Source organism: Nonomuraea gerenzanensis, assembly GCF_020215645.1.
Lineage (GTDB): Bacteria > Actinomycetota > Actinomycetes > Streptosporangiales > Streptosporangiaceae > Nonomuraea > Nonomuraea gerenzanensis.
The window spans coordinates 6,611,764-6,634,431 of record NZ_CP084058.1 but is presented as its reverse complement, the minus strand read 5'-3'; the positions used below and the strand labels follow the sequence as shown (position 1 = coordinate 6,634,431).

The 22,668-nt window shown below is 73.4% G+C and carries 11 protein-coding genes; 3 read left to right on the top strand and 8 right to left on the bottom strand.

The genetic code is table 11. The annotated features are described in order from the left end of the window. Positions 1 to 58: 58 nt before the first annotated feature. The 5 genes from LCN96_RS31095 to LCN96_RS31075 form a co-directional block, all read right to left on the bottom strand. Positions 59 to 1,759: an ABC transporter ATP-binding protein gene (locus tag LCN96_RS31095; protein ID WP_225265979.1), complete on the bottom strand. Its 1,701-nt coding sequence runs from the start codon at positions 1,757 to 1,759 to the stop codon at positions 59 to 61. Continuing rightward, positions 1,746 to 12,785: a non-ribosomal peptide synthetase gene (locus tag LCN96_RS31090; RefSeq protein WP_225265977.1), complete on the bottom strand. Its 11,040-nt coding sequence runs from the start codon at positions 12,783 to 12,785 to the stop codon at positions 1,746 to 1,748. Before LCN96_RS31090 ends, LCN96_RS31095 begins: the two co-directional genes overlap by 14 nt. A 42-nt stretch (positions 12,786 to 12,827) precedes the next feature. Next, positions 12,828 to 14,603, bottom strand: coding sequence for an ABC transporter ATP-binding protein (locus tag LCN96_RS31085; protein ID WP_225265976.1), 1,776 nt, complete (start codon positions 14,601 to 14,603; stop codon positions 12,828 to 12,830). A gap of 46 nt (positions 14,604 to 14,649) precedes the next feature. Beyond that, positions 14,650 to 15,096 (bottom strand): TroA family protein, encoded by a 447-nt coding sequence (locus tag LCN96_RS31080; protein WP_225265975.1) that lies wholly within the window; start codon positions 15,094 to 15,096, stop codon positions 14,650 to 14,652. A gap of 147 nt (positions 15,097 to 15,243) precedes the next feature. Then, entirely contained in the window at positions 15,244 to 15,477 is a 234-nt protein-coding gene (locus LCN96_RS31075; protein ID WP_225265974.1) for a hypothetical protein, read from the bottom strand. Positions 15,478 to 15,564: 87 nt separating this feature from the next. Between LCN96_RS31075 and LCN96_RS31070 the strand changes: the two genes are divergently transcribed. Next, complete coding sequence (locus LCN96_RS31070; RefSeq protein ID WP_225265973.1) at positions 15,565 to 16,668, top strand: alpha/beta hydrolase-fold protein; 1,104 nt, start codon at positions 15,565 to 15,567, stop codon at positions 16,666 to 16,668. Here the strand turns inward: LCN96_RS31070 and LCN96_RS31065 are convergent. Further along, positions 16,665 to 17,612, bottom strand: coding sequence for a methionyl-tRNA formyltransferase (locus tag LCN96_RS31065; protein ID WP_225265972.1), 948 nt, complete (start codon positions 17,610 to 17,612; stop codon positions 16,665 to 16,667). The two genes, LCN96_RS31070 and LCN96_RS31065, sit on opposite strands and share 4 nt — an antisense overlap. Positions 17,613 to 17,724: 112 nt before the next feature. Here LCN96_RS31065 and LCN96_RS31060 point away from each other — a divergent pair, with 112 nt between their 5' ends. After that, positions 17,725 to 19,038, top strand: a complete 1,314-nt coding sequence (locus LCN96_RS31060; RefSeq protein ID WP_225265971.1) for a lysine N(6)-hydroxylase/L-ornithine N(5)-oxygenase family protein — start codon at positions 17,725 to 17,727, stop codon at positions 19,036 to 19,038. 180 nt (positions 19,039 to 19,218) lie between these two features. On the opposite strand, the gene LCN96_RS31055 is transcribed toward LCN96_RS31060, so the two are convergent. Further along, entirely contained in the window at positions 19,219 to 20,802 is a 1,584-nt protein-coding gene (locus LCN96_RS31055; protein WP_225265970.1) for a pectate lyase family protein, read from the bottom strand. Between the two features lie 150 nt (positions 20,803 to 20,952). Between LCN96_RS31055 and LCN96_RS31050 the strand changes: the two genes are divergently transcribed. Continuing rightward, on the top strand, positions 20,953 to 21,627 hold the full coding sequence (locus tag LCN96_RS31050; protein WP_225265969.1) for a hypothetical protein: 675 nt from the start codon (positions 20,953 to 20,955) through the stop codon (positions 21,625 to 21,627). Here LCN96_RS31050 and LCN96_RS31045 read toward each other — a convergent pair. Continuing rightward, positions 21,606 to 22,628 carry a MerR family transcriptional regulator gene (locus LCN96_RS31045; RefSeq protein WP_225265968.1) on the bottom strand — a complete coding sequence of 341 codons (1,023 nt, stop codon included), beginning with the start codon at positions 22,626 to 22,628 and terminating at the stop codon, positions 21,606 to 21,608. The genes LCN96_RS31050 and LCN96_RS31045 overlap by 22 nt on opposite strands. Between the last annotated feature and the right edge of the window lie 40 nt (positions 22,629 to 22,668).

Genomic DNA, 22,668 nt, shown 5'->3' with positions numbered 1-22,668 from the left:
CCGGCGAGACCCGGGGCGGCGCTTCGTCCGCCCCGGAGTCTGCCTCAGGCCGCGATCGTCATCTGGCCACCGCCTGACGATAGGTCTCGTCGGTGTGCAACAGGTGGCGATGGGTGTCCTCGGCGGTGACGACCCCACCGTCCAGGACGAGCACGCGGTCGGCCGCGTCGAGCAGCGCGGGGCTGCTGGTGATCACGATCATCGTGCGCCCCCGCCGCAGCTCCGCCACGTTGCGCGCGATGAGCTGCTCGGTGACCGCGTCCACCGCCGTCGTCGGGTCGTGCAGGACCAGGATGCCGGGGTCGGCGGCCAGGGCGCGGGCCAGGGAGAGACGCTGGCGCTGGCCGCCCGACAGGTTCGCGCCGCGGTCGCGGACCTCGTGGTCGAGGCCCTCCGGGTGGAGGGCGACGACGTCGGTCAGCATGGACGCCTCGACGGCCGCCTCGACGGGGCGGCCCGTCCCCGACGGGTCGAGGTTCGTGCGCAGGGTGCCCGCGAAGATCTCCGCGTGGTACGGGTTGACCAGCAGGTGCTCGCGCAGCGCCTCGACCGACAGGTCCTGCAGCTCCCGCCCGCCGACCCGCACCACGCCCTCGTAGGCGCCGGGCGGGACGTGCACGGCCAGGATCGCGGCCAGGTCGGCCGCCTCGCGCGCCTGGTAGGCGGCCACGGCCACGAACTCGCCCGCCGCCACGTGGAACTTCAGCTCCCGCAGGGACCCGTGACTTACGCTGTCCACCTCCAGGCCGCCGCCCGGCGACGGGCGCTCCGTGCCCGGATCCATCACCGGGGGAGCGGCCAGCACCAGCGCCATCCGGTCCGCCGACGCCCGCGCGATCATCACGTACTTCGGCATCTCGGAGAACAGCTTGAGCGGCTCGATGATGAACTGCGCCAGCCCCACGGCCATGACGAGCTGCCCGATGCTGATCCGGCCGCTCAGCGCCAGCCAGCCGGCCGCCAGGGTCACCGCGGCGGCGAGGATCGCGTTGAGCGCCAGCGCGGCCCCGGCGTACGCGCCGTTGATCCTGGCGACGCCGACCGCCTGGTCCCGCGCCTGCGCGCTCACCTTCCTGTACGACAGGAACGCCGCCTGGTTGCCGCCGAACCCGTGCAGCGGGCGCAGGCCGCTGATCAGGTCGGCCACCTTCGCGCCCGCCCGCGCCACCCGCGCCTGCTGCTCGCGGGTGGCCTCGCCGATCCGCTTGGACAGCACGCTGAGGATGGTCAGGATCGCGATGGTGCCCACGATCACCAGCACCCCCAGCCAGAGGTCGGCCACGCCCAGCGCGACCGCCGTGATCAGCACCGCGACCAGCGAGCTGATCAGCAGCGGCACCACCTCGATGATGTCGGCGGTCTGGTCGGCGTCCTCCGTGGCGACGGTCAGCACCTCGCCGGACTTCAGGCCGGTGTCCCTGGCCACCGGCTGCAGCCCGCAGTCGGCGACCCGCACCCGCCAGCGGTGCGCCTCCGTCGTGTTGGCCTTCTGCAGGATGCGCATCCCGAACCGCCACGACAGCGAAACGGTCGTGATGATCACCGCCAGGGCGACGATCGACCAGCCGAGCGAGCCGAGGCTGCGCTCCTGCAGCGCGTGCTCGACGATCAGGCCGAGCGCGATGGGGAAGGCCGTCTCGCCCGCCTGGTACAGGCCCATGAGCACGGTGCCGCCCGCCATGGCGCCCGCGTTGCGCCGCAGCGCCGTCCGGAGGATCTCGGAGCCCGTGCGGGGCTCCCGCCGGTCAGCGGCGCTCATCGAGGTGCCGGGCGATCGCTTCGGGGGTGAGCAGCGCGAACAGGTCGCGGATGGTGATCACCGGGCCGTACTCGCGGCGGAGCAGCCCCACCAGCCGCACCGCCAGCATGGAGTGCCCCCCGAGGGACACGAAGTCGCTCACCGCGCTCACCTCGTCGTCATCCAGGTCCAGTGCCTCGGCGAACAGCTCGCACACCGTCCTCTCGGTCTCGGTCGCCGGGCCGCGCTCGGCCGACGTGGTCAGCGCGCCGAGCGGCTTGGCCTCCGGCAGCGCCTTGGTGTCGGCCTTCCCGTTGACGGTCAGCGGGATGGCGTCCACCTGCGCGTAGTGGGTGGGCCGCAGGTAGTCGGGCAGCCCGGCGCCGACCTCGGCCGCCACCGTCGCCAGATCCGCCTCGCCCAGCACGAGGTAGGCCGCCAGCCGGTACGCGCCGTCGACCTGCGGATCGGACTGGGCGACGGCCGCGACGAAACGCACCGCCGGATGCGCCGCGAACGCCGCCTCGACCTCGCCGAGCTCGACCCGGTGCCCCCGGATCTTGACCTGCTGGTCGGTGCGGCCCAGGTACATCAGGTTACCGTCGGGGCGCCGCAGCACGAGGTCGCCCGTCCGGTACATGCGCTCGCCCGGCTCGCCGAACGGGCACGCGACGAACCGGTGCGCGCTCTGGCCCGGCTGCCCGAGATAGCCGCGGGCGATGCCGATCCCCGAGACGTACAGCTCGCCGGGCACGCCGTCCGGCACCGGCCGCAGCCAGGAGTCCAGCACGTACACGTCGGTGTTGTCGATGGGCACGCCCACCACCGGGTCCTGGCACTCGAACGTGCCGACGCCGAGGGTGTTGATCGTGTACTCGGTGGGCCCGTACAGGTTGTAGCCGACGGTCCCCTCGGTCCCGGCGAGCCGCTGCCACAGCGCCGGCGTGACCGCCTCGCCGCCCAGCAGCACCAGCGGGGGCCGCCGCGCCGGGTCGTCGAGCAGGCCCTCCGCCACCAGTTGCTGCGCGTAGGTGGGGGTCACGTTGATGACGTCGATCCGGTGGTCGAGGCAGTACTCGACCAGGCGCGGCGCGTCGCGCCGCAGCTCCTCGTCACAGATGTGCACCTCGTGCCCGTCCGCGAGCCACAGCAGCTCCTCCCACGACATGTCGAACGCGAACGACACGGTGTGCGCGATCCGGAAGACCCGGTGGCCGTGCTCCGCCAGCACCGGCTCGAAGATCCGCCGCTGGTGGTTGATCAGCATGTTCGTCAGCCCGGCGTACTCGGTGACCACGCCCTTGGGCTTGCCGGTCGAGCCGGAGGTGTAGATCGTGTACGCGGGGTGCCGCAGGCGGTCGGGGTCGCCGGGCGCGAACGTGACGAACGGCTCGGCCTCGGGGAGCGGCCGGTCCAGCTCGATCAGCTCGCCGCTGAGCCGGGGGGAGACGGAGCCGACGGTGAGGATCACGTCAGGGCGGGCGTCCGCGACGATCGCGGCGATCCGCTCGTCCGGGTGGTCCAGCTCCAGCGGCACGTACGCCGCGCCCACCCGCAGCACGGCGAACAGCGCGACGATCGAGTCGAGCGAACGCGGGATCGCCAGCCCCACGGTCCTGTCCGGGCCGAGGCCGCGACCGGCGAGCACCCCGGCCACCGCCCGGCTGCGATCCCGCAACTGCGCGAACGTCAGGCTCCGGCCGTGGGCGACGAGCGCCACCCGGTCCGGGTCGCGGTCGGCCGCCCGGTCGAACCGGTCCACCACGGTGTCCGTGCCGATGTCCGTGCGCTCGCCCGGCACGGGCAGGGGGCCCAGGCCGGGCAGCGCCCCCACGGGCCCCGTCCACCGGGCCAGGTCGTCGAGCACGCGCAGGTAGTCGTCCAGCAGCCGGCGGGCGCGAGCGGTGTCGCGGTCGCGGTACTCCAGCTTGACCGTGAGCTGCTCGCCGGGCGTGACGACCCAGGTGAACGGGTAGTGCGTGGAGTCGTCGGCCCGCTCCGCGACGATGCCGTGCCGGGCGTCGCGCTCGGCGAAGGCGTCCGGGTCCAGGAAGTTCTGCAGCACGAACAGGTTGTCGAACAGGGTGTCGTGCCCGCTGCCGCGCTGGATCTCGCCGAGCCCCAGGTGCTCGTGCTCCATCGCGGCGACCCTGGCCGCCTGCACGGCCGACAGGTACTCCCGCACCGTGTCGCCCGGCCGGGCCCTGGTCCACATCGGGACGGTGTTGAGCAGCACGCCGACGATGCCGGACAGGCCCGCGCCCTCCCGCCCGGAGACGGTCACGCCGAACACGGCGTCGCAGCGGCCCGTGTGCGCGCCGAGCAGCAGGCCGAAGGCGCCGGTCAGCACCGAGTTCAGCGTGACGCCGTGCGTCCTGGCCGCCTCCCGCAGCAGCCGCGACCGCGCGGGCGTCAGCGTGTGCACCAGCGCGGGCGGCAGCTCGTCCGGCAGCGACGGCGACGGGCCGGCGAGCAGCGTCGGGCCGGGCAGGCCCGCCAGGTGCTCGGCCCAGAAGCGCTCCGCCGCCGAGACGTCCCTGGCGGCCAGCGCCCTGGCGTGCTCCTCGAAGCTCGGCGTGGCGGGCATCGGGTCCAGCGGCTGCCCGGCGACGACGGCCGCGTAGGCGTCGAACAGCTCCCGCAGCACGATCTCGCGCGACCAGCCGTCCCACAGCAGCAGGTGGTAGCTCAGCAGCAGGCCGTCGAAGCCGGGCAGGCGCACCACGGTCAGCCGGATCAGCGGCGGCTCGCCGGGGTCGAAGCCCGTGTCGCGGTCCCGGGCGCACAGCTCCTCGGCCGCCACCTCGTCCGGCAGCTCGACCGTGCGCACCACGACCCGCCGGTCCGCCGCGAGCACCTGGACGGGGTTGCCGTCGGCGTCAGTGCCGAAACCGGCCCCCACGGCCGGGTGCCGCGCGATCACGTACGCCATCGCCTCGGCCAGGGCGCCGGCGTCCAGTCTCCGGTCGAAGGTGAAGTAGCTCTGGGCGACGTAGTGCCCGGCCGGGCCGGTGAGCTGGGCCTGGAAGTACAGGCCCCGTTGCAGCGGGGTCACCGGGGCCGTGCGCTCGGCCGTCGCGCAGGCGTCCGCGACCTGCTCCAGCGCGCGCCGCCAGTGCCCGGCCAGCTCGTCGGGGACGCCCTCGGCGAGGATGAGGTCAGCGCGCAGCGTGCCGGTCTCGGTGTCGAGCCAGGCGTTGACCTCGACCGCGTACGGGCTGCCCTGGTCGCCGCCGGTGATCCGCAGCGCCCGCGACTCGCTGCCCGCGCCGAGGTAGTTGAACAGCACCTGCGGGCGTGCGGTCAGCAGCGGCGCGGTCTGCGGGTTGAGGTACCTGAGCCGGCCGTAGCCGGCGTGCCCGCGCTCGTCCGGCTGGCGTCCGGCCAGCTCGCGGGCCGCCGCGACCGGGTCGGTGTGCGGGGTGAGCCGCACGGGCGCGATGGCGGTGAACCAGCCGACCGTGCGGGTGTAGTCGTGGTGCTCCAGCGCCGGGACCCGGCCGTGCCGCTCCAGCTCGATCGCCAGGTCGGCGGGCGAGCCCTGGACGTGCGTCAGCGCGGCCCGCAACGCGCCGCACAGCAGCTCGGTGAGACCGACGCCGAGCGCGGCGGGGGCCGTCCGCGTCACCCGGGCGGTCGTCTCCGGCGCGATCTCCACCGTGAGCCGGCGCAGCCCGCCCACCGCCGGCAGCAGCGGGGGCGCGGCGAGCGTCTCCAGCCAGCGGCCGAGGTCCTCGGCGTCGTGCGCGGAGCGGATCGCCAGCGCGTCGGCGTACTCGGCGTAGGAGGTGGTGGTGGGTGCCGGGGCCGCGCCGCGCAGGGCGGCGGTCAGGTCGTCCAGCAGGATCAGCCAGGACACCGCGTCCACGGCCAGGTGGTGCGCGGTGATCACCAGGGTGCCGCTCGCCTCCAGCCACGAGAACGCGATCACCTCCCCGGTCTCGGGGTCGAGCCGTCCCGCCGCCTCGTTCGCCACGGCCGTCGGGTCGGTCGCGTCCGTACGGACGACGGTGACGGGGCGGGACGGCTCGGTGCGCAGCGACCACACCCCGTGCTCGACGCGCAGGCGCAGGCGCAGTGCCGGGTGGGCGGCGACGACGGCGTTCGCGGCGCGTTCCGCGTCGGCCGGTCCGGTGCCCTCCGGGGCCTGGAGTGCTCTGGCCTGGGCGAAGCGGGCGAGGGAGCCGCCCAGCTCGCGCTGGCGCAGGATGATCGGGGTGGGTGCCAGCGGGCCGTCCTGCGGGCGGGGCGGCTCGGGTGGTGCGGGCTGTGGTGTGCTCGTGTCCAGGTGCTCGGCGAGGGCGCGGGGGGTCTTGTGCAGGAAGACCTCGCGGGGGGAGACCGGCAGGCCCAGGGCTCTGGCGCGGTTCACCACGGTGATGGCGATGATGCTGTCGCCGCCGGCTCGGAAGAAGTCGGTGTCGGCGTCCACGTCGGTGGCGGGCAGGGCCTCGGCGAAGATCCCGATCAGCGCGTCGAGCGCCGGGGCGCCCTGCGGGGCGTGCGCTGTGGCGCCCTGTGCAGCAAGCGCTGAGGCCCTCTGCGGGGCGTGCGCCGGGGCGCCGTGCCCGGCGTGGGCGGGCGCGCCCGGCTCGGCTGGTGTCATGGCCTCGTGCTGGGCCGCGTGCCGTCGCAGCGCCTCCCGGTCCAGCTTGCCGTTGACCGTCAGCGGCAGCGCGTCCACGGTCAGCACCCGCCCCGGCACCAGGTACGCGGGCAGCTTCACCGCCAGCAGCCCGGCGACGTCACCGGCCGCCTCGCCCACCACGTGCGCGACCAGATGATCACCGCTGTCCGCCACGGTGACGGCCGCGTCCACCACCCCGTCGAGCTCCCTGAGCGCGCTCTCCACCTCGCCCGGCTCCACCCGGAACCCCTTGAGCTGCACCTGATCGTCGGCCCGCCCGGCGAAGACCAGCTCGCCGCCGAGCGTCCGCCAGGCCAGGTCACCCGTGTGGTACATGCGCGAGCCGTCGGCCGCGAACGGATCAGGCACGAACCGGCTCGCCGTCAGCCCCGGCCGGCCCAGGTAGCCCAGCGACACCTGCGCACCGGCCACGTAGATGGCGCCCACCCGGCCCGGTGGCACCGGCCTGAGCCGGTCGTCGAGCAGGTACGTGACCAGCCCGGGGACGGGGCCGCCGATCGGGCTGGCCTCGCCGCCGGCCGCGAAGTCCTCGCCGGTCAGCACCCGGTGGGTGACGTGGACGGTGGTCTCCGTGATGCCGTACATGTTGACCAGCTCGGGCGAGCCGGCGCCGTACCGCTCGACCCAGCCGCGCAGCCGCGCCAGGTCCAGCGCCTCGCCGCCGAAGATGATCCGGCGCAACGCGGTGAGCGGCTCGCCCGCGTGCCGGTCGGCCTCGATGAGCTGGTAGAAGGCCGAGGGTGTCTGGTTGAGCACGGTGACGCCGCGCTCGCGTACCAGCCGGTGGAAGTCCACGGGGGAGCGGGTCAGCCCGTACTCCGGCACCAGCAGCTCGCCGCCGTGCGCGAGCGCGCCCCACAGCTCCCACACGGCGAAGTCGAAGGAGGCGGAGTGGAACTGCACCCACACGTCGTCGGGGCCGAAGTGCATGTCGGGCTGGGTGTTCGCGAGCAGCGCCACCACGCTGGAGTGCGGGACGACGACGCCCTTGGGCCTGCCCGTCGAGCCGGAGGTGTAGATGACGTACGCCGGGTCGTGCGGTTCCGGCCCTGGTCCGGCGGTGGTTTCCGGGGGCGGCTCGTCTCCTTCGACGAGCACGCGGGCCGGCACGCCCGCCTTGTCCGCCAGCGCCGTAAGACGGTCCCGCTGGTCGCGGTCCACGAGCACGACCCTTGGGGCGGCGTCGGTGAGGACGTACTCCAGGCGTTCGTCCGGGTAGGCCGTGTCCAGCGGGACGTACGCGCCGCCCGCCGTGACGACGGCGATCAGCGCGACGACCTGCTCGACGGAGCGCGGCAGGGCGACCGCGACCCGCTCGCCCGGCCCGATCCCGGCCGCCCGCAGCGCCCCGGCCAGCCGGTCCTTCGCCGCCGCCAGCTCGCCGTAGGTGAGGGAGCGGGTGCCGCCGTCCAGCGCGCACTGGGTGACGGCGGTGGCGGCCGGATCACGGCGCGCGGCGGCGTCGAAGAGCCCGCCGAGCGTCGCCGCGGCGTCGATCGCGGCGGGACCGAGCGGTTCGCCGGACGCGGTAGAGCGCGCGCTCGGGGCCGGTCGCCGGGTGGTGCCGGAGGCCAGGTCGCGGACGAGCCCGTCCGGCCGGGTGAGCAGCCCGGTCAGCGCCCGCGTGAACGTGCCCAGGATCGCCCGCGCCCCCGCCTCCCGCAGCAGCTCACCGTCGTAGATCAGGTTGAACCGGCTCCCCCCGCCCGCCCCGCGCTCCACCACCAGCGTCAGCGGATAGTGCGGCGCCCCCTCGTTCACGACCCCGGTGATGACCAGTTCGTCACCCGGCCGCCGCAGGCTGTCCACGTCGGTGGCCACGTCGAACACCACCAGCGTGTCGAACAACGGCCCGCCCCCCGCCTGGCGCCCGATCCTGGCCAGCGAGACGTGCTGGTGCGGCAGCACCGCGTTCTGGTGCTCCCGCACGGAGCCCAGCAGCTCGCGAGCCGTGGTGGTCGCGCCGGCCCAGCGGGCGCGCACGGGGATCGTGTTGATGAACAGCCCCACCATGTCCTCGATCCCGGGCACGTCCGCGTCCCGCCCGGACACCGTGGATCCGAACACCACGTCGTCGCGGTGCAGGATGCCGCCCAGCGTGAGCGCCCACGCGCTGTGCACGGCGACGCTCAGCGGCACCCCCGCCGACCGGGCGGCGGCGTCGAGGTCGAGGCCGTCCGGCTCCACGGCGGTGTCGGCGTACCGGCCGGACGGGGTGTGCCCCTCGGCGACCAGCGAGGGGCCGGGCACGCCCGCGAGCTCCGCCCGCCACACCCGGTCGCTCTCCTCCTCGTCGAGCGCGGCGAGCCGGCGCACGTAGCCGGGGAAGCCGCCCAGCGGGTGCACGCTGCCCGGCGCGTGGTACTCGGCCAGCAGCGCGCGCAGCATCGCCGGCACCGACCAGCCGTCGGCGACGATGTGGTGCACGGTCTGCACCAGGACGGTGCGGCCGGCGCCCGCGCGGATGAGCGTGTACCGCATCAGCGGGCCGGTGGCCAGGTCGAACCCGGCGCGGCGGTCCCGCTCCGCGAGCTCGCGGATCTCCTCGTCGGTCATGCCGGGCCGTTCCAGCGTGGTGAACGGCGCCACCACGCCACTGCCGGGGCCGCCGTCCAGCACCGAGACCACCCGGCCGTCGGCGAGCGCCACGAACCTGGCGGCCAGGTTCGGGTAGACGGTGAGCAGCCGGGTGGCGGCGGTGGCGAGCCGGTCGGCGTCCACCTCGCCCTCCAGGGTCAGCACCTGCTGCTCGACGTAGCTGCCCGCCGAGTCGTCGTCGAAGACCGAGTGGAAGTACAGGCCCTCCTGCAACGGCGTCAGCGGCAGGATGTCGCGCAGCGCCGGGCCGTCCAGGGCGTCCACGTCGGCCTGCGTCAGCGACAGCGGCCGGAAGTCGCTGGGGGAGTGGCCGCCCCCGTCGAGCGCGGCCAGGCCCGCGAGGGCGGCCAGGAAGTACGAGCCGATCGTGGCCACGTCGCCGTCGGTGAACACGCCCTCCGGCCACGAGATGGTGGTGACCAGCTCGTACGCGCCGGTGGGGCCGGGCTCGGCGATCGCGTTGAACTCCAGGGCGCGCGGCAGCCGCATCCCGGGGTCGCGCCGCTCGCCGAGCTGCCCCGTGGCGCCCGCGAGCCGCCACTCCCCGGACGTGCCCGCCTCGAAGCGGCCCAGGTAGTTGAAGAGCACCTGCGGCGCGGGCGCGTCGAACTCGGCGCCGTGCAGGTGCCGCAGCACGCCGTAGGACAGGCCGTTGCCCGGCACCCTGGCGAGGTCCTCCTTGACCGCCTTGAGGGCGGCGGACAGGTAGCCGGGATCCGTGAGGTCGGCCGCGCCGCCCGGGTCCACGACCACCGGGAACAGCGTGGTGAACCAGCCCACGGTCCGCGACAGGTCCGGCTCGAACCCGGCCGCGTCCGCCACGTGCCGGGCCTCCCTGCCGTGGCCCTCCAGCTCGATGTGCGCGAACGTCTGGTCCTGCCCCAGGTCGCGGCGCCACCGGGCGAGGGCGACGGCCAGCGCGGTCAGCAGCACGTCGTTGACGCCGGCGTGGAACCTGGCGGGGATCTCGCCGAGCAGCGCGGCGGTGACGCCGGGATCGGCCGCGACGACCCGCACCTTCTCCCGCGCGACCGTGTCGGCCTCGGACAGCGCGCGCCTGCCCACGGGCTCGTCCGCCCCGGGCAGGGGGCGCCGGTAGTAGGCGAGGTCCGCGTCGAACGCCGTCCGCTCCAGCAACTGCGTCCAGCGCCGGAACGACGTGCGCACCGGCGGCAGGGCGATCGGCGTGCCGGACGTGAGCTGCCGCCACCCCGTGGCCAGGTCCTCCATCAGGATCCGCCAGGACACGCCGTCGATCACCACGTGGTGGGCGGCCACGACCAGCTCCCCGGCCGCGCGCCGCCAGACGGCGGCGAGCATCGCGCCCCCGTCGGGATCCAGCGCCGCGGCGGCGAGCGCGACGCACGCGTCGCGCGGCCGGTCGCTCTCCTGCCACCTGACCTGCGCCCGGCCGGCCTCCGGGACGTCGAAGCCCCAGCGCTCGCCGCGCACCAGCCTGGCCCGCAGCATGTCGTGCCGCTCCACCACGGCGGCGAGCAGCTCGCCGAGGGCGCCGGCGGTCAGGCCGGCGGGGCTGTTCAGCACCACGGACTGCACGAAGCCGCCGACGGCGTCCGTGGTCTCGCCCAGCCAGCGCACGATGGGCGAGCCCGTGACAGGGCCGGTCGCGATGTCCTCGTGGTCGGCGGCGGGGGCGTCCTCGCGCCTGGCCACCGCCGCCAGCGCGCCCACGGTGGCGCTGGTGAAGATCTCGGTCGCCGTGACGTGCAGGCCCGCCTCGCGCAGCGCACCGAGCAGGGAGATCGCCAGCAGGCTGTCGCCGCCGAGCTGGAAGAAGCTGCGGTCCACGCCGACCTCTTCGAGGCCCAGCACGGACGCGACCGCGGCGCACACCACCCGCTCGGCCTCGGTGGCGGGCGCGACCATCGGGCCGGGCCCGGCGACCGGTTCGGGCAGCGCGCGCCGGTCCAGCTTGCCGTTCTCGGTGAGCGGGAACTCCCGCATCACGACGACGTGCGCGGGCACCATGTAGTCCACCATGTTCCCGGCGGCCCAGGACGTGACGTCCTCCGGCCGCAGGTCCTCGCTGCCGGCCGCCGGGATCACGTAGCCCACCAGGTAGGTGCCGCCCGCGGCGTTCTTCCTGGCCACGACGCAGGAGTGCCGCACGCCGGGGTGCTCGGCGAGACCGGCCTCGACGTCCTCCAGCTCCAGCCGCATGCCCCGGATCTTGATCTGGTTGTCGGCCCGGCCGAGGAAGTCCAGCGACCCGTCCGGGGTGAAGCGCGCCAGGTCGCCGGTCCGGTAGAGCCGTGACCCGTCGGTGGCGAACGGGTTGGCCACGAACCGGGAGGCCGTCAGCTCGGGCGCGTTGACGTAGCCGCGGCCGAGGAGGAAGCCGCCCACGTACAGCTCGCCGCCGACCCCGACCGGGACGGGGCGCAGCTCATCGTCCAGCACGTACAGCTGAGTGTTGGGGTTGGCCTTGCCGATCGAGGTGGACAGGCGCTCGGCCGCGCCCCGGTAGATGACGTGCGAGACGCCGATCGTCGTCTCCGCCGGGCCGTAGCCGTGGTAGAGGGGGATGCCGAGCCGGGTGCGGAAGCGCTCGTACAGCTCGGGCGTCAGCACCTCGCCGCCGCACCACACGTGCCGCAGGCTGTCCAGCCGCCCGGAGTCGCCCGCGATCTCCAGCAGCACGTCCAGCATGGACGAGACCAGGTACGTGAACGTGACCCGCTGCTCGGCGATCACGCTCAGCAGGTGGTGCGGGTCGCGCTCGCCGCCGGGCCGCAGGACCACCAGCCTGCCGCCGCACACCAGCGGCAGGAAGATCTCGTTGATGGAGATGTCGAACGACAGCGGCGCCTTGAACAGCGATGCGTCACCGGGGCCGAAGTGCAGGATCTCGTGCACCTGCCACAGCAGCCGCTCGCTGATCGCCTCGTGCCGGATCATCGCGCCCTTGGGCCGCCCGGTCGAACCCGAGGTGAAGATCACGTACGCCAGGGCGGCGCCCGGGACGGCGACCTCGGGCACCTCGGCCGGATACGAGCCGAACCGCCAGTCGCCGAGATCGACGGCCACGGCCTCCGGCTCGCCGGGCTCGTGCTCGCCCGAGCGGTTGAGCTGCACCGCGAGCCGGGCGTCGGCGACGACCACCGCCCGCCGCGCGGCCGGCCAGCGCGGATCGAGCGGCACGAACGCGCACCCGGCCATCAGCACGCCCAGCAGCCCGATCACCATGTCGGCGGAGCGCTCCAGCGAGATGCCGACGACCTGCTCGGCTTTGAGCCCGCGGTCGATCAGGTGGCGGGCGAGCTGGCCCGCCAGCGCGGCGGTCTCGCGATAGGTCAGCGACCGCCGCTCGTCCACGATGGCCACGGCGTCCGGCCTGGCCCGCACCTGCTCGCGGAACAGCTCCACGATGGTCGGCCGGACCCGTTCGGCCGCGGTGTCGTTCCATCCGGCCAGGGTCCGCAGCCGCTCCGCCACGCTGGACGGGCCGATGGTGCCCACCGGCCGGTCGGGGAAGTCGGCCAGGTCGTCCAGCGCGAGCTGCGCCTGCGCCGGCGCGACGCCCTCGGGGACGGCGATGCTCCGCCCGTCCCCGGCGACCGCCCAGCCGGCCGGCAGGTCGCCGTCCCAGCCGAGCACGTCGGTGAACGGCGTGCCGGGGGCGAGGCCGAGGCCGTCGGGGCCGTGCCCCGTCGCCCAGTACGCCAGCCCGACGGCGCACGCCCGGGCCAGGGTCCCGTCGGGATGGTCGCCGATCCGCCGGCGCAGACCGGCCAGCCGTGCGGAAGAAAGCGAAACGAGACGAGCGCTTGGTTCCAACATCGCAGACTCAGCCATCCCTTTCGGAAACCTCCATCTGATCACCTAGCCGGCTTCCCGCCACGCCCGCCACAGCCGGGCGTACCGGCCGTCCAGGGCGACGAGCTCCTCATGTGTTCCCTGCTCCACCACGCGGCCCGCGTCCAGCACGGCGATGCGGTCGGCGGCCATCGCCTGGGTCAGCCGGTGTGCCACGAACAGCGCGGTACGCCCCCGGCACGCGGCCAGCACGGCCCGCTCCAGCTCGGCGGCGCCCTGGCTGCCCGCCTCGGCGGTGGACTCGTCCAGCACCACCACCGGCGACCGGCCCAGGACCAGCCGGGCCAGCGCGAGCTGGGCGACCCGGGTGCCGTCGAGGCGCTGGCCGCCCTCGCCCACCACGGTGTCCAGCCCGTCGGGCAGCGCCTCGGCCCACGGGCCCGCGCCGGCCGTGCGCAGTGCCTGCCACAGCTCGGCGTCCGTCGCCTCCGGCGCGGCCAGCCGCAGATCGTCGGCGAGCGAGCCGGAGAACACGTGCGTCTCCTGCGTCAGGATGCTCGCCAGGACCCGCGCCCCCGCCTCGTCCAGGTCGGCGAGGTCGGTGGAGCCGATGCGCACCGACCCGGCCTGCGGGGTTCCGATGCCCGCGATCAGCGCCGCCAGCGTGGACTTGCCCGCGCCCGTCGCCCCCACCAGCGCGAGCGAGCCGCCCGCCGGGATCTCCAGGTCCACCTCCCGCAGCACCGGCCGCTCGGAGCCGGGGTAGGCGAACGTCAGCCCCGCCACCCGCACGGGGTACGGCCCGGTGCCCGCCGGCTCGACGGCCGCGCCGCCCACCAGCCGCTCCTGCGTGGCCTCGCCCAGCACCCCGACCAGCCGGGTCAGGCTCGCCCCCGACTTCTGCGCCTCGTCGAAGGTGAACATGATGGAGCCCAGCGGGTTGAACAGCCGGTGGAACAGCAGCGGCGCCACCGACGCCTCGCCCAGGGTGACGGCGCCCGCCTCCAGCAGCACGTACCCGGTCACGATGATCAGGACCAGGCCGATGAACTCGGCGCGGTTCTCCCTGCCGACGAACCGGCCGAAGAAGCGGAACACCTCGATGCCGAGATCGCGCACCCGCCACGACTCGCGGGCGACCCGCTCGCGGAAGAGGGGCTCCAGCCGGTACGCCCGCACGGTGTCGATCCCGTTCAGCCCGCTGATCAGCGCCTGCGCGCGGTCCGCCTGGGCCTCGCGCTGCGTCCGGTAGAGCGGCGCGGAGCGGGGCAGGTACCAGCGCAGCGCCAGCCCGTACGCGGGCAGCGCCCCGGCGCCCGCCAGCCCGAGCCGCCAGTCCAGCCCGAACATGCCCACGGTGGCGACCGCGACCAGCACCCCCGACGAGAGCACCGTCGGCACGGCCTGCCGGATGCCCTTGGACACCACGGCCACGTCGTCACCCACCCTGGACAGCACGTCGCCGTGGCCGACCTGCTCGACCCGGGCGCTCGGCATGCCCAGCACGGCCCGCACGGCGCCCTCGCGCAGCTTCGCCAGCAACTCGGCGCCCAGCCGCCCGATCAGGTACGCCGACGCCCCGGTGGCCGCGGCGCCGAGCAGCGCGGCGGCCACCAGCAGCACCCCGATCGTGACCAGGATCGACTGCGGCTCACCGGCCGTCACCCCGTCGACCACCCGCCCGAGCAGCAGCAGGGGCAGCACCTGCAGCGCCGCCCCGGCCACCGTGGTCAGCGCGGCGGCGGCCGTCAGCCAGGGCGCCTCACGGCAGGCCGCGACGACCCAGCGGGTGGCCTCGCGGCCGGTCGCGGTGCGCAGGATGGCGGAGGAGGAGCCGCTCACATCCCCGCCGTGACAGGACGGGGACGGTGGGGCGCGTTCACCGGCGTCACCCCTGGCCGACCGACTTGACGAGCTCGTCGATCGCGTACGGCAGCGACAGCAGCGTGCCCTGCGAGATGGCCGCGCCGATGGCCGGCCCCTCGCTGTCGAGCAGGTACGACACCTTGCCGTTCTTGACCGCCGGCAGGTTGGCGAACAGCTCGACGTTCTTCAGCGCACTCTGGTCGGCCCGGTCGGCGATGACGGAGATGCGATCGACGTCGATGAGGTCGATGCGTTCTGGAGACAACACGGTGTAGAAGCTACCGCCCGCGATCTTGTCGATCTCCGGCTGCCCCTTGAGGCCGATGCCCGTCACCAGCCGCCCGCGCACGTCGGTGGTGGTGAAGGGCGCGACCGCGTTCTTGTACCAGGACACCACGACGGCGGTCTGGCCGGCGAACTCCGGGTGCGCGGCGCGGGCCGCGTCGAGCTGGGCCACGGCGGAAGGCACCACCGCTGACCGTCGCAGGCTCTTCGTCACTGTCGTCGCTGGGAGAAGCATCCGCAGTCCTCTGCTGTCCGCTGCACACTCGCCGAACCACGAGCACCGTAACACGCCGATATTAGGTAAGGCTAACCTTGCTTTCGCGTACGCGCCTCACGCGTCCCTCCTGAGGTTGGCCCGGACCAGCAGGTAGACGAGGAACGGGCCGCCGAACGCGGCGGTGACCACGCCGACGGGCAGGGCGCGCGGCCGCTGCCCGGTGCGCGCCTCCACGGCCGGCGACGCCGCCCCCATGACCGCGAGGAGCGGCACCAGCGTGACCGCCCCCGCCATCCGGCGACGGCGTAACCGCGCGGACGCGGGGCGTCCTGCCGCAGTCGTGTCCATGCAGATGTTCATCCCGCTGCCTAGATCGACAATTTAGGTAAAGCTATCCTTAGTCGCTGATCGACGGTAGGGACGGAGGCGCTGCGCGTGGACGACACCTTCGCCAGGTTCGGCTTTCCGGCCGAGCCGGGCACCGACGCGTTCTGGGCCGCTGCGGTGACGCCCGTGTGGGCGCCCTGCGGCGACGCCGGCTGGACGGCGCTGTTCCTGTGGCGCGGCTCGCCCGCGAGTCTCGACTTCGAGAGCTGGTCGCGGCCGGTCCCGCTGCGCCGCTGGGGCGAGACCGACTGCTGGTACGCCGAGGTGGCCATGCCCGCGCGGCTGCGGGTGACCTACCAGGTGCGCGCCGGGGACGGGGCGCACGCCGACCCGCACAACCCGACGGGAGCGGGCGGCGACCGGTCCATCGCCGCGGCCCCCGACGCCCCGGCCCAGCCGCACTGGCCCGCCGTCGGCACCGCCGACGTGCTGCCGCTGCCGCGGGCCCGCGTGCGCTGGACCAGCGCGCGGCTCGGCGGGCGGCGCACCGTGCGCGTGCATCCGGTGGGCGGCGGCGGGCCGGTCGTGCTGCTGCTCGACGGGGACGACTGGCTCTACCTGCACCCGGCCATGACCGCGTTCGACTCGGCCGTCGCCAAGGGGGAGCTGCCTCCCGTCACGCTCGTCTTCGTGCCCGCCGGGGACCGGGAGGCCGAGTTCGCCTGCCGGCCGGAGCTGTGGGAGGCGATCGGGGACGAGCTGCTGCCGCTGGTCGAGGGCAGCGGCGTGCCCGCCGACCCGGAGCGGATGGTGGTAGCCGGGCAGAGCCTCGGCGGGCTGAGCGCGATGTACGCGGCGCTGGAGTTCCCCGGGCTGGTGACCGGGCTGGCCTGCCAGTCGGGGTCGTTCTGGTGGGCGCCGGGCGCCGCGGACCTGGCCGACCCCATGGGCGGCCCGGCCGGCGGCGCCATCGCCGCGCGCCTGCGCGAGCGGCCCGACCTGTCGGGGCTGCGCGTCGCGTTCGACGTGGGGGAGCACGAGCAGGGCATGCTGCCGCACTGCGAGCTGGTCGAGAGCCTGACGGAGCGGGCCGGCGCCACGGTGCGGGTCTCGCGCTCGCCCTCGGGGCACGATCGGGCGGCCTGGCGGCACGCCCTGCTCAGGGACGTCGCCTGGGTGCTCGCGGGCGACGTCCCCGCCGCCGGGCGCTAGGGGGTGCGGGTGAGGTAGCCGCCCATGGTCCTGAACACCTCGGTGGCCGGCAGCTCTGTGCCGTCCTCCGTCCGCACGCGCTCGATCACCAGCCCGCGGCTGCGCCCGCGGCGGGCCTCGGCGCCCGCGACGATCACCACGCCGTCGCCCTCCCGGATGAAGACCCGGCCGGGCGTGCCTCCGTAGATCCCCTGGGAGACCGAGGCCTTCAGGACGCGTACGCGCTCGCCCCGGTAGTGGGTGAACGCGTTGGGGTACGGGTCGGACTGGGCGCGGACCAGCCGCTCGATGTCCTCGGCCGGCCAGGTCCAGTCGATGTTGCTGTCCTCGATCGAGCGCTTGTGGAAGAAGCTGGCCTTCGACCTGTCCTGCTTGGCCCAGTCCGTCCGGCCCGAGTCGATGAGACCGAGCGCCTCGGTGACGATCGGCGCGATCAGATCGACCGTGCGGTGGAAGAGGTCGGTGGCGGTGTCCTGGGGGCCGACGGGCACGGCCCGCTGCACGACGATGTCGCCCGCGTCCAGCTCCTCGTTCATCATGTGGGCGGTGACCCCCACCTCCGGCTCGCCGTTGATCAGCGCCCAGATCAGCGGGGAGAAGCCGGCGTAGGCGGGCAGCAGCGAGTCGTGCACGTTGAGGGTGCCGTGCCGGGGCAGGGTGAAGATCTCCGGCGGGATCCAGGTCCGCCAGTTGTTGGCGACGATCAGGTCCGGCTCGGCCTCCTTGAGCCGGACCATCAGCTCCTCGTCGTCGGGCCGGTTGCGCAGCAGCACCGGGACGTCGTGCGCCTGCGCCAGCTCGGCCACCGAGTCGCTCCAGATCCTCTCGTAGACGTGCTCGCTCCTGGGGTGGGTGACCACCAGGACGACCTCGTGCGCGGAATCCAGAAGTGCCTGGAGCGTGCGATGACCCCAGGTCTGGTAGCCGAACATCACGACCCGCATGGTGCCTCCTTGTCGAGGGGATCGGATTAGGTTAGGCTCGCCTTAATTAGGTCAGGCTAACCTAATTTGGGCAATGTCTCCACCCCAGTTTCATCCCGGCGGAAAGGTGTTCATGTCCTCGGAGCAGCACGTCCACGACCTCGTAGGCATCGGCTTCGGACCGTCCAACCTCGCCCTGGCGATCGCGTTACGGGAACGCCAGACCCGGACGGGCGACCTGCTGGACGCGGTGTTCCTCGAGAAACAGCCCGCCTTCGGCTGGCACCGCGGCATGCTGCTGGAAGGCACCACCATGCAGGTGTCCTTTTTGAAAGACCTGGTCACCATGCGCAATCCGGCCAGCGAATTCAGCTTTCTCTGCTATCTGCAGGACAAGGGCCGGTTGCCCGACTTCATCAACCACAAGACGATGTTTCCGTCCCGTCTGGAGTTTCACGACTATCTCGAGTGGGCGGCCGCGCGTTTCTCCGAGGAAGTGGAGTACGGCGCCGAGGTCGTCGCCGTCACCCCCGTCGAGTCGGCCGGGACGATCGAGCTGCTCGACGTGGTCGTCCGGCAGGGCGACGGCACCCTGGTCACCCGCCGCACCCGCAACCTCGTCCTCGCCGCCGGCCTCGAACCCGTCCTGCCGGACGGCCTCGTGAGCGACGACCGGATCTGGCACAGCGAGGAACTGCTCGGCAAACTGCCGTCGCTGCGCGGCCCGCGCAGGTTCGTGGTCGTCGGCGCGGGCCAGAGCGCGGCCGAGGTGACCGAGCACCTGCACAACGCCTACCCGGACGCCGAGGTCTGCGCCGTCTTCGCCAAGTACGGCTACACCCCGGCCGACGACAGCTCCTTCGCCAACCGCATCTTCGACCCGGTGGCGGTCGATCATTTCTATTCGGCGCCGGAGGAGGTGAAGGCCCGGCTGAACGGCTACCACGCCTCCACCAACTACTCGGTGGTGGACCTGGACCTCATCGACGAGCTGTACCGCCGCCACTATCAGGAGAAGGTCCAGGGCAAGGAACGGCTGCGCATCCTCAACGCCTCCCGGCTGGCGGACGTCGAGCGCGACGAGGACGGGCTGCGGGTCACCGTGGAGTTCCTGCCCACCGGCGAGCGGACACTGCTGGAGACCGACGTGCTCGTGTACGCCACCGGTTACCGCCCGGCCGATCCGCTCACCCTGCTCGGAGAGGCCGGGAGGTTCTGTGAGCGGCTGCCGGGTGGTGGGGTGCGGCTGGATCGCGATTACCGGGTCGTGACGTCGGCGGCGATGCGGTGCGGTATCTACGTTCAGGGGGCCAGTGAGCACACGCATGGGCTCACCTCGACCCTGCTGTCCGCCACCGCGGTCCGGGTGGGGGAGATCGCCGAGTCGGTGGCCGATCGGCTGCGTAGTGGGAGTCTGAACTCCTACCTGTTGTCGCGCTCCAGCTGACCGCCTTCCCCTGATCGCGCCGCCGGACGGCCCTGCGCCGTGGAGCTGCCCGGCGGCGCGCGCAAGGCGCCGTTCTACGCTGTCACCCGGCACGCCGACATCACGCAGGTCGAACGCGACAACGCCCTGTGGCTCAGCCGGGGCGGCCCGGCAGGTGAGGCTGGCTCAGCCGGAGGAGGCTCAGCCGGCGTAGGTCTCGAACTCGGCGACCTTCGGCGTGCCCGCCGCCCCGGTGATCCGGAAGGTGATCTTGCTCAGCGAGGTCGGCGTGAACGTGATGGTGCCCGCCCCGCTCCCGGACTTCAGTACGGCCCCGTTGCCGGCGTTGACGAGCTGCCAGGCGCCGATGACGCCCGCCGAGCCCGCCGCCTCGCGGATGACGACCCGGGAGACCGTCGTGGCGGACCCCCACTTGATCGAGATGTCCCCGGTCGTGCCCGACGGCGACCAGTAGGTGCTCAGGTTGCCGTCCCGCACGTTGCCGTAGCTCGTCCCGTCGGCCTTGCTGGAGCCGTCGGAGCCGGCCCCGATGCTCAGGTTGGGCCCACCGGCCGTCGGCGTCACAGTCGGCGTCACAGTCGGGGTGACCGTCGGCGTCACCGTGGGAGTCACCGTGGGCGTGACGGTCGGGGTCGCGGTGGGCGTCGTCGGCGTGCAGTTGCCGTTCGACACCTGCAGCCCCTTGTCGGCGCCGGCCGTCTGCCGGACGATGTCCGGCACGCAGCTCGCCCCGTCGAGGCTGTAGGAGTACGGCACGCTGACCGAGGTGTTGGACTGCGGGTTGGGGCCGGCCGGGTTGTTGTCGCTGCCCGGGGCGGACCACGTCACGTTGTCGAAGATGTTGCCGGCGACCTGCCAGTAGCCGGCCTCGCTGGTGTAGAAGGTGCCCAGGACGTCCTTGGAGTTCTTGAAGTAGTTGTTCTCGACCTTGGCGCGGCCCCCGGCGCGAGAGTTGATGCCCGATTCGTTCAGGCTCACGTAGGAGTTGTTGTAGATGTGCGCGATGCCGCCCCGCAGCAGCGGCGTACGGGAGTCGATGTTCTCGTACTGGTTGTGGTGGAAGGTGACGTAACCGTTGGAGCGGTCGCTCTCGCTGGACCCGATCAGCCCGCCCCGGCCGGAGTTGCGCAGGATGCTGTAGGACAGCGTCACGTACTGGGTGTCGTCCTTCATGTCGAACAGCCCGTCGAAGCCCTCCGACTCGCCGCCGGAAGCCTCCAGCGTGACGTGGTCGACCCACACGTTGCGGACGCCGCTCTCCATGCCGATGGCGTCGCCGCCGTTGGACGTGGGCGAGCCCGACTTCTTGACGTTGCGAATGGTCACGTTGCGGATGATGATGTTGCCGGCCTCGCGGATGTGGATGCCGAGCTGGTCGAAGACGGCCCCGCCGCCGACGCCGATGATCGTGACGTTGCTGATCTGCTTGAGCTCGATCACGCCTGCCGCGGTGTTGCAGCTCTCGCCGGAGACCTTGGCGGTGTTGCCGTGGTTGATGGTGCCCTCGACCTCGATGGTGATCGGCGTGCTGCTGCTGGCCCGGCCGCACAGGGCCGCGTGGATCGCGGTCCCGGTGGTGGCCCGCACCGTCTGGCCGCCCGCGCCGCCGGTCGTCCCGCCGTTGGCGGTGGCGTAACCGGTGGGCCCGCCTACCGCGGCCGACGCCTGCGTCACCGGCAGGGCCACGGCCACCGCGCCGACCGCGGCCGCGGTGGCCACGGCGGCCAGCACCGCGTGGAGTCGTAACGCGACTGCTCGTCTCATTCCTGGTTCACCTTCTCCTTCGAACAACGATGGCGTTCTGCTCCGCGCGGTCGCTGCCGCCACGACCTCCTGCGCTCTCGGGTTTCTCGGGGTGTGCGCGTCGCTCACCCGGGTCGGCGGACAGCGACACCGTAGGAAAGCGCTTTCCATGTGTCAACGCGCCGTGAAACTTTCATCGCGGCGCCGCGGTTCGTGCGCGACCGCTCCCGCGCCATGGCCATGCTCGACGCGATCATGAGCCCCACCTGGGAGTACCGGTACTTCTCCGTCGACTCCAGAGGGGCCCCCACGCAGGAGCTGGCCTCCATGCGTGACGGCAGCGGCAACGACTACTCGATCGTCTTCTCGCCGGCGGGCGCGTACGCGCGGGGCTTCGACCACGAGTCGCCGACGAGCCCGTACCGCACCGACCCTCCCACCCCGTGGCCCGGCCTGTTCGACGACGTGCCCGAGGTGTTCAGGGCCATGGTCGCCGAGCCCGCGTTCAGCGACGAGGCCGGGACACCCCTGGCGACGATGTGCTTCTGGCGCGAGACCGGCGACGAGCGGTGGCGGACGGGCACCGTCGCCGGCCTGCCGGAGGGGACGAAGGACGACGGCAGCGCCGAGTGGCTGTTCGGCGTCCTGCTCGACGGGCGGCCGGAGGCGTATCAGGCGTTCGCTCAGGAGTACTACGAGGTGGCGGTGGATCCGGAGGCGGTGCGGTGGGTCTACGCTCTGCGCCCGCTGACACAGGACGTCGTGGCCGCGCTGAACCCCGAGGCCGATCCGGCCGGCCTCGAAGAGGACCGGGCCGAGATCGGCTACCCCTCCCCGGCGTCATGAACGCCGCCTCCGGCGCGCATGGCGTCGGCGATCCAGGCGAAGGGCAGGGTGTCCTCCTCGGCGGCGGTTCCGTTGATCAGCGCCACCAGGGCCACGTAGCGGCCGTGGGTGTCGTCGTAGACCGGGCCGCCGGACGCGGCGTCCTCCTCGGCGAGCTGCCGCATCAGGTCGGGCACCTGACGGAACCCGTCGGCCATCCGGTCGCGGACCTCCGGGGTGAGCGGGGTGCCGGACAGCGCGGTGGCCGCCGCCATGAAGCGGGTGACGGCCTGCTGGGCTCGCGGGGAGCGGGGTGAGTCCCCGGCGCGGTGCGCGGCGAGGAGCTCCTCCATGAGGGGAGCCCCGCTGACGTGGATGAAGTCCTGGAACGGCTCCGTGGCCAGGATCCGGGCCTCGGGGGCGGCGTAGGTGTCGCGCAGGTAGGCGCGGACGGCGTCGCGGAACGCCGGGTCCGACACCAGGTCGGCCAGGTCGATCCAGGCTTCGAGCTGGGCGGCGGTGGGGTCGGCGGGCAGGACGGGGCGCATCGTCCTGAGCCGGTCGACGAAGCCGGCGGGGACGTCGAGGTGCGCGCCGACGTCGTTCCAGAAGTCGTCGATGATCTGCTCGCGCTCCTCGTCGGTCATGGAGACGAGCTTGTGCATCAGGGCGGCCTGCGCGGTCGTGCCACCCTGCTTGATCAGGGCACGCAGCACCGCCCGTCTGGCCCGCAGCGTGCGTTCCTGGCGTTCGACGATCTCCAGGTGCGTGGTGAGCAGGTCGTGCAGGGTGGTGCCGCCGCCGAGCAGGCGGCGGATCTCGTCCAGGTCGGCGTCCAGCTCGCGCAGGGTGCGGACGAGCTCCAGCCGGGCGATGGCGTGCGGGTCGTACAGGCGGTGGCCGGCCTCGTTCACGGCCGTGGGCTCGACGAGGCCGGTGTCGGCGTAGAAGCGGACGGCGCTGACGCTCAGGCCGCTGCGGCGGGCGGCGTCCCCGATGGGGTACAGCTCGTGGTCGTTCATGAGGGTCACTGTGGTACCTCAAGCTGCTTGAGACGCAAGC

Bases quoted from the DNA above. Each gene is read 5' to 3' on its own strand.
- LCN96_RS31095 (WP_225265979.1), bottom strand. From the start codon at position 1,759: ATGAGCGCCGCTGACCGGCGGGAGCCCCGCACGGGCTCCGAGATCCTC.
- LCN96_RS31090 (WP_225265977.1), bottom strand. From the start codon at position 12,785: ATGTTGGAACCAAGCGCTCGTCTCGTTTCGCTTTCTTCCGCACGGCTG.
- LCN96_RS31075 (WP_225265974.1), bottom strand. From the start codon at position 15,477: ATGGACACGACTGCGGCAGGACGCCCCGCGTCCGCGCGGTTACGCCGT.
- LCN96_RS31065 (WP_225265972.1), bottom strand. From the start codon at position 17,612: ATGCGGGTCGTGATGTTCGGCTACCAGACCTGGGGTCATCGCACGCTC.
- LCN96_RS31060 (WP_225265971.1), top strand. From the start codon at position 17,725: ATGTCCTCGGAGCAGCACGTCCACGACCTCGTAGGCATCGGCTTCGGA.
- LCN96_RS31055 (WP_225265970.1), bottom strand. From the start codon at position 20,802: ATGAGACGAGCAGTCGCGTTACGACTCCACGCGGTGCTGGCCGCCGTG.
- LCN96_RS31045 (WP_225265968.1), bottom strand. From the start codon at position 22,628: ATGAACGACCACGAGCTGTACCCCATCGGGGACGCCGCCCGCCGCAGC.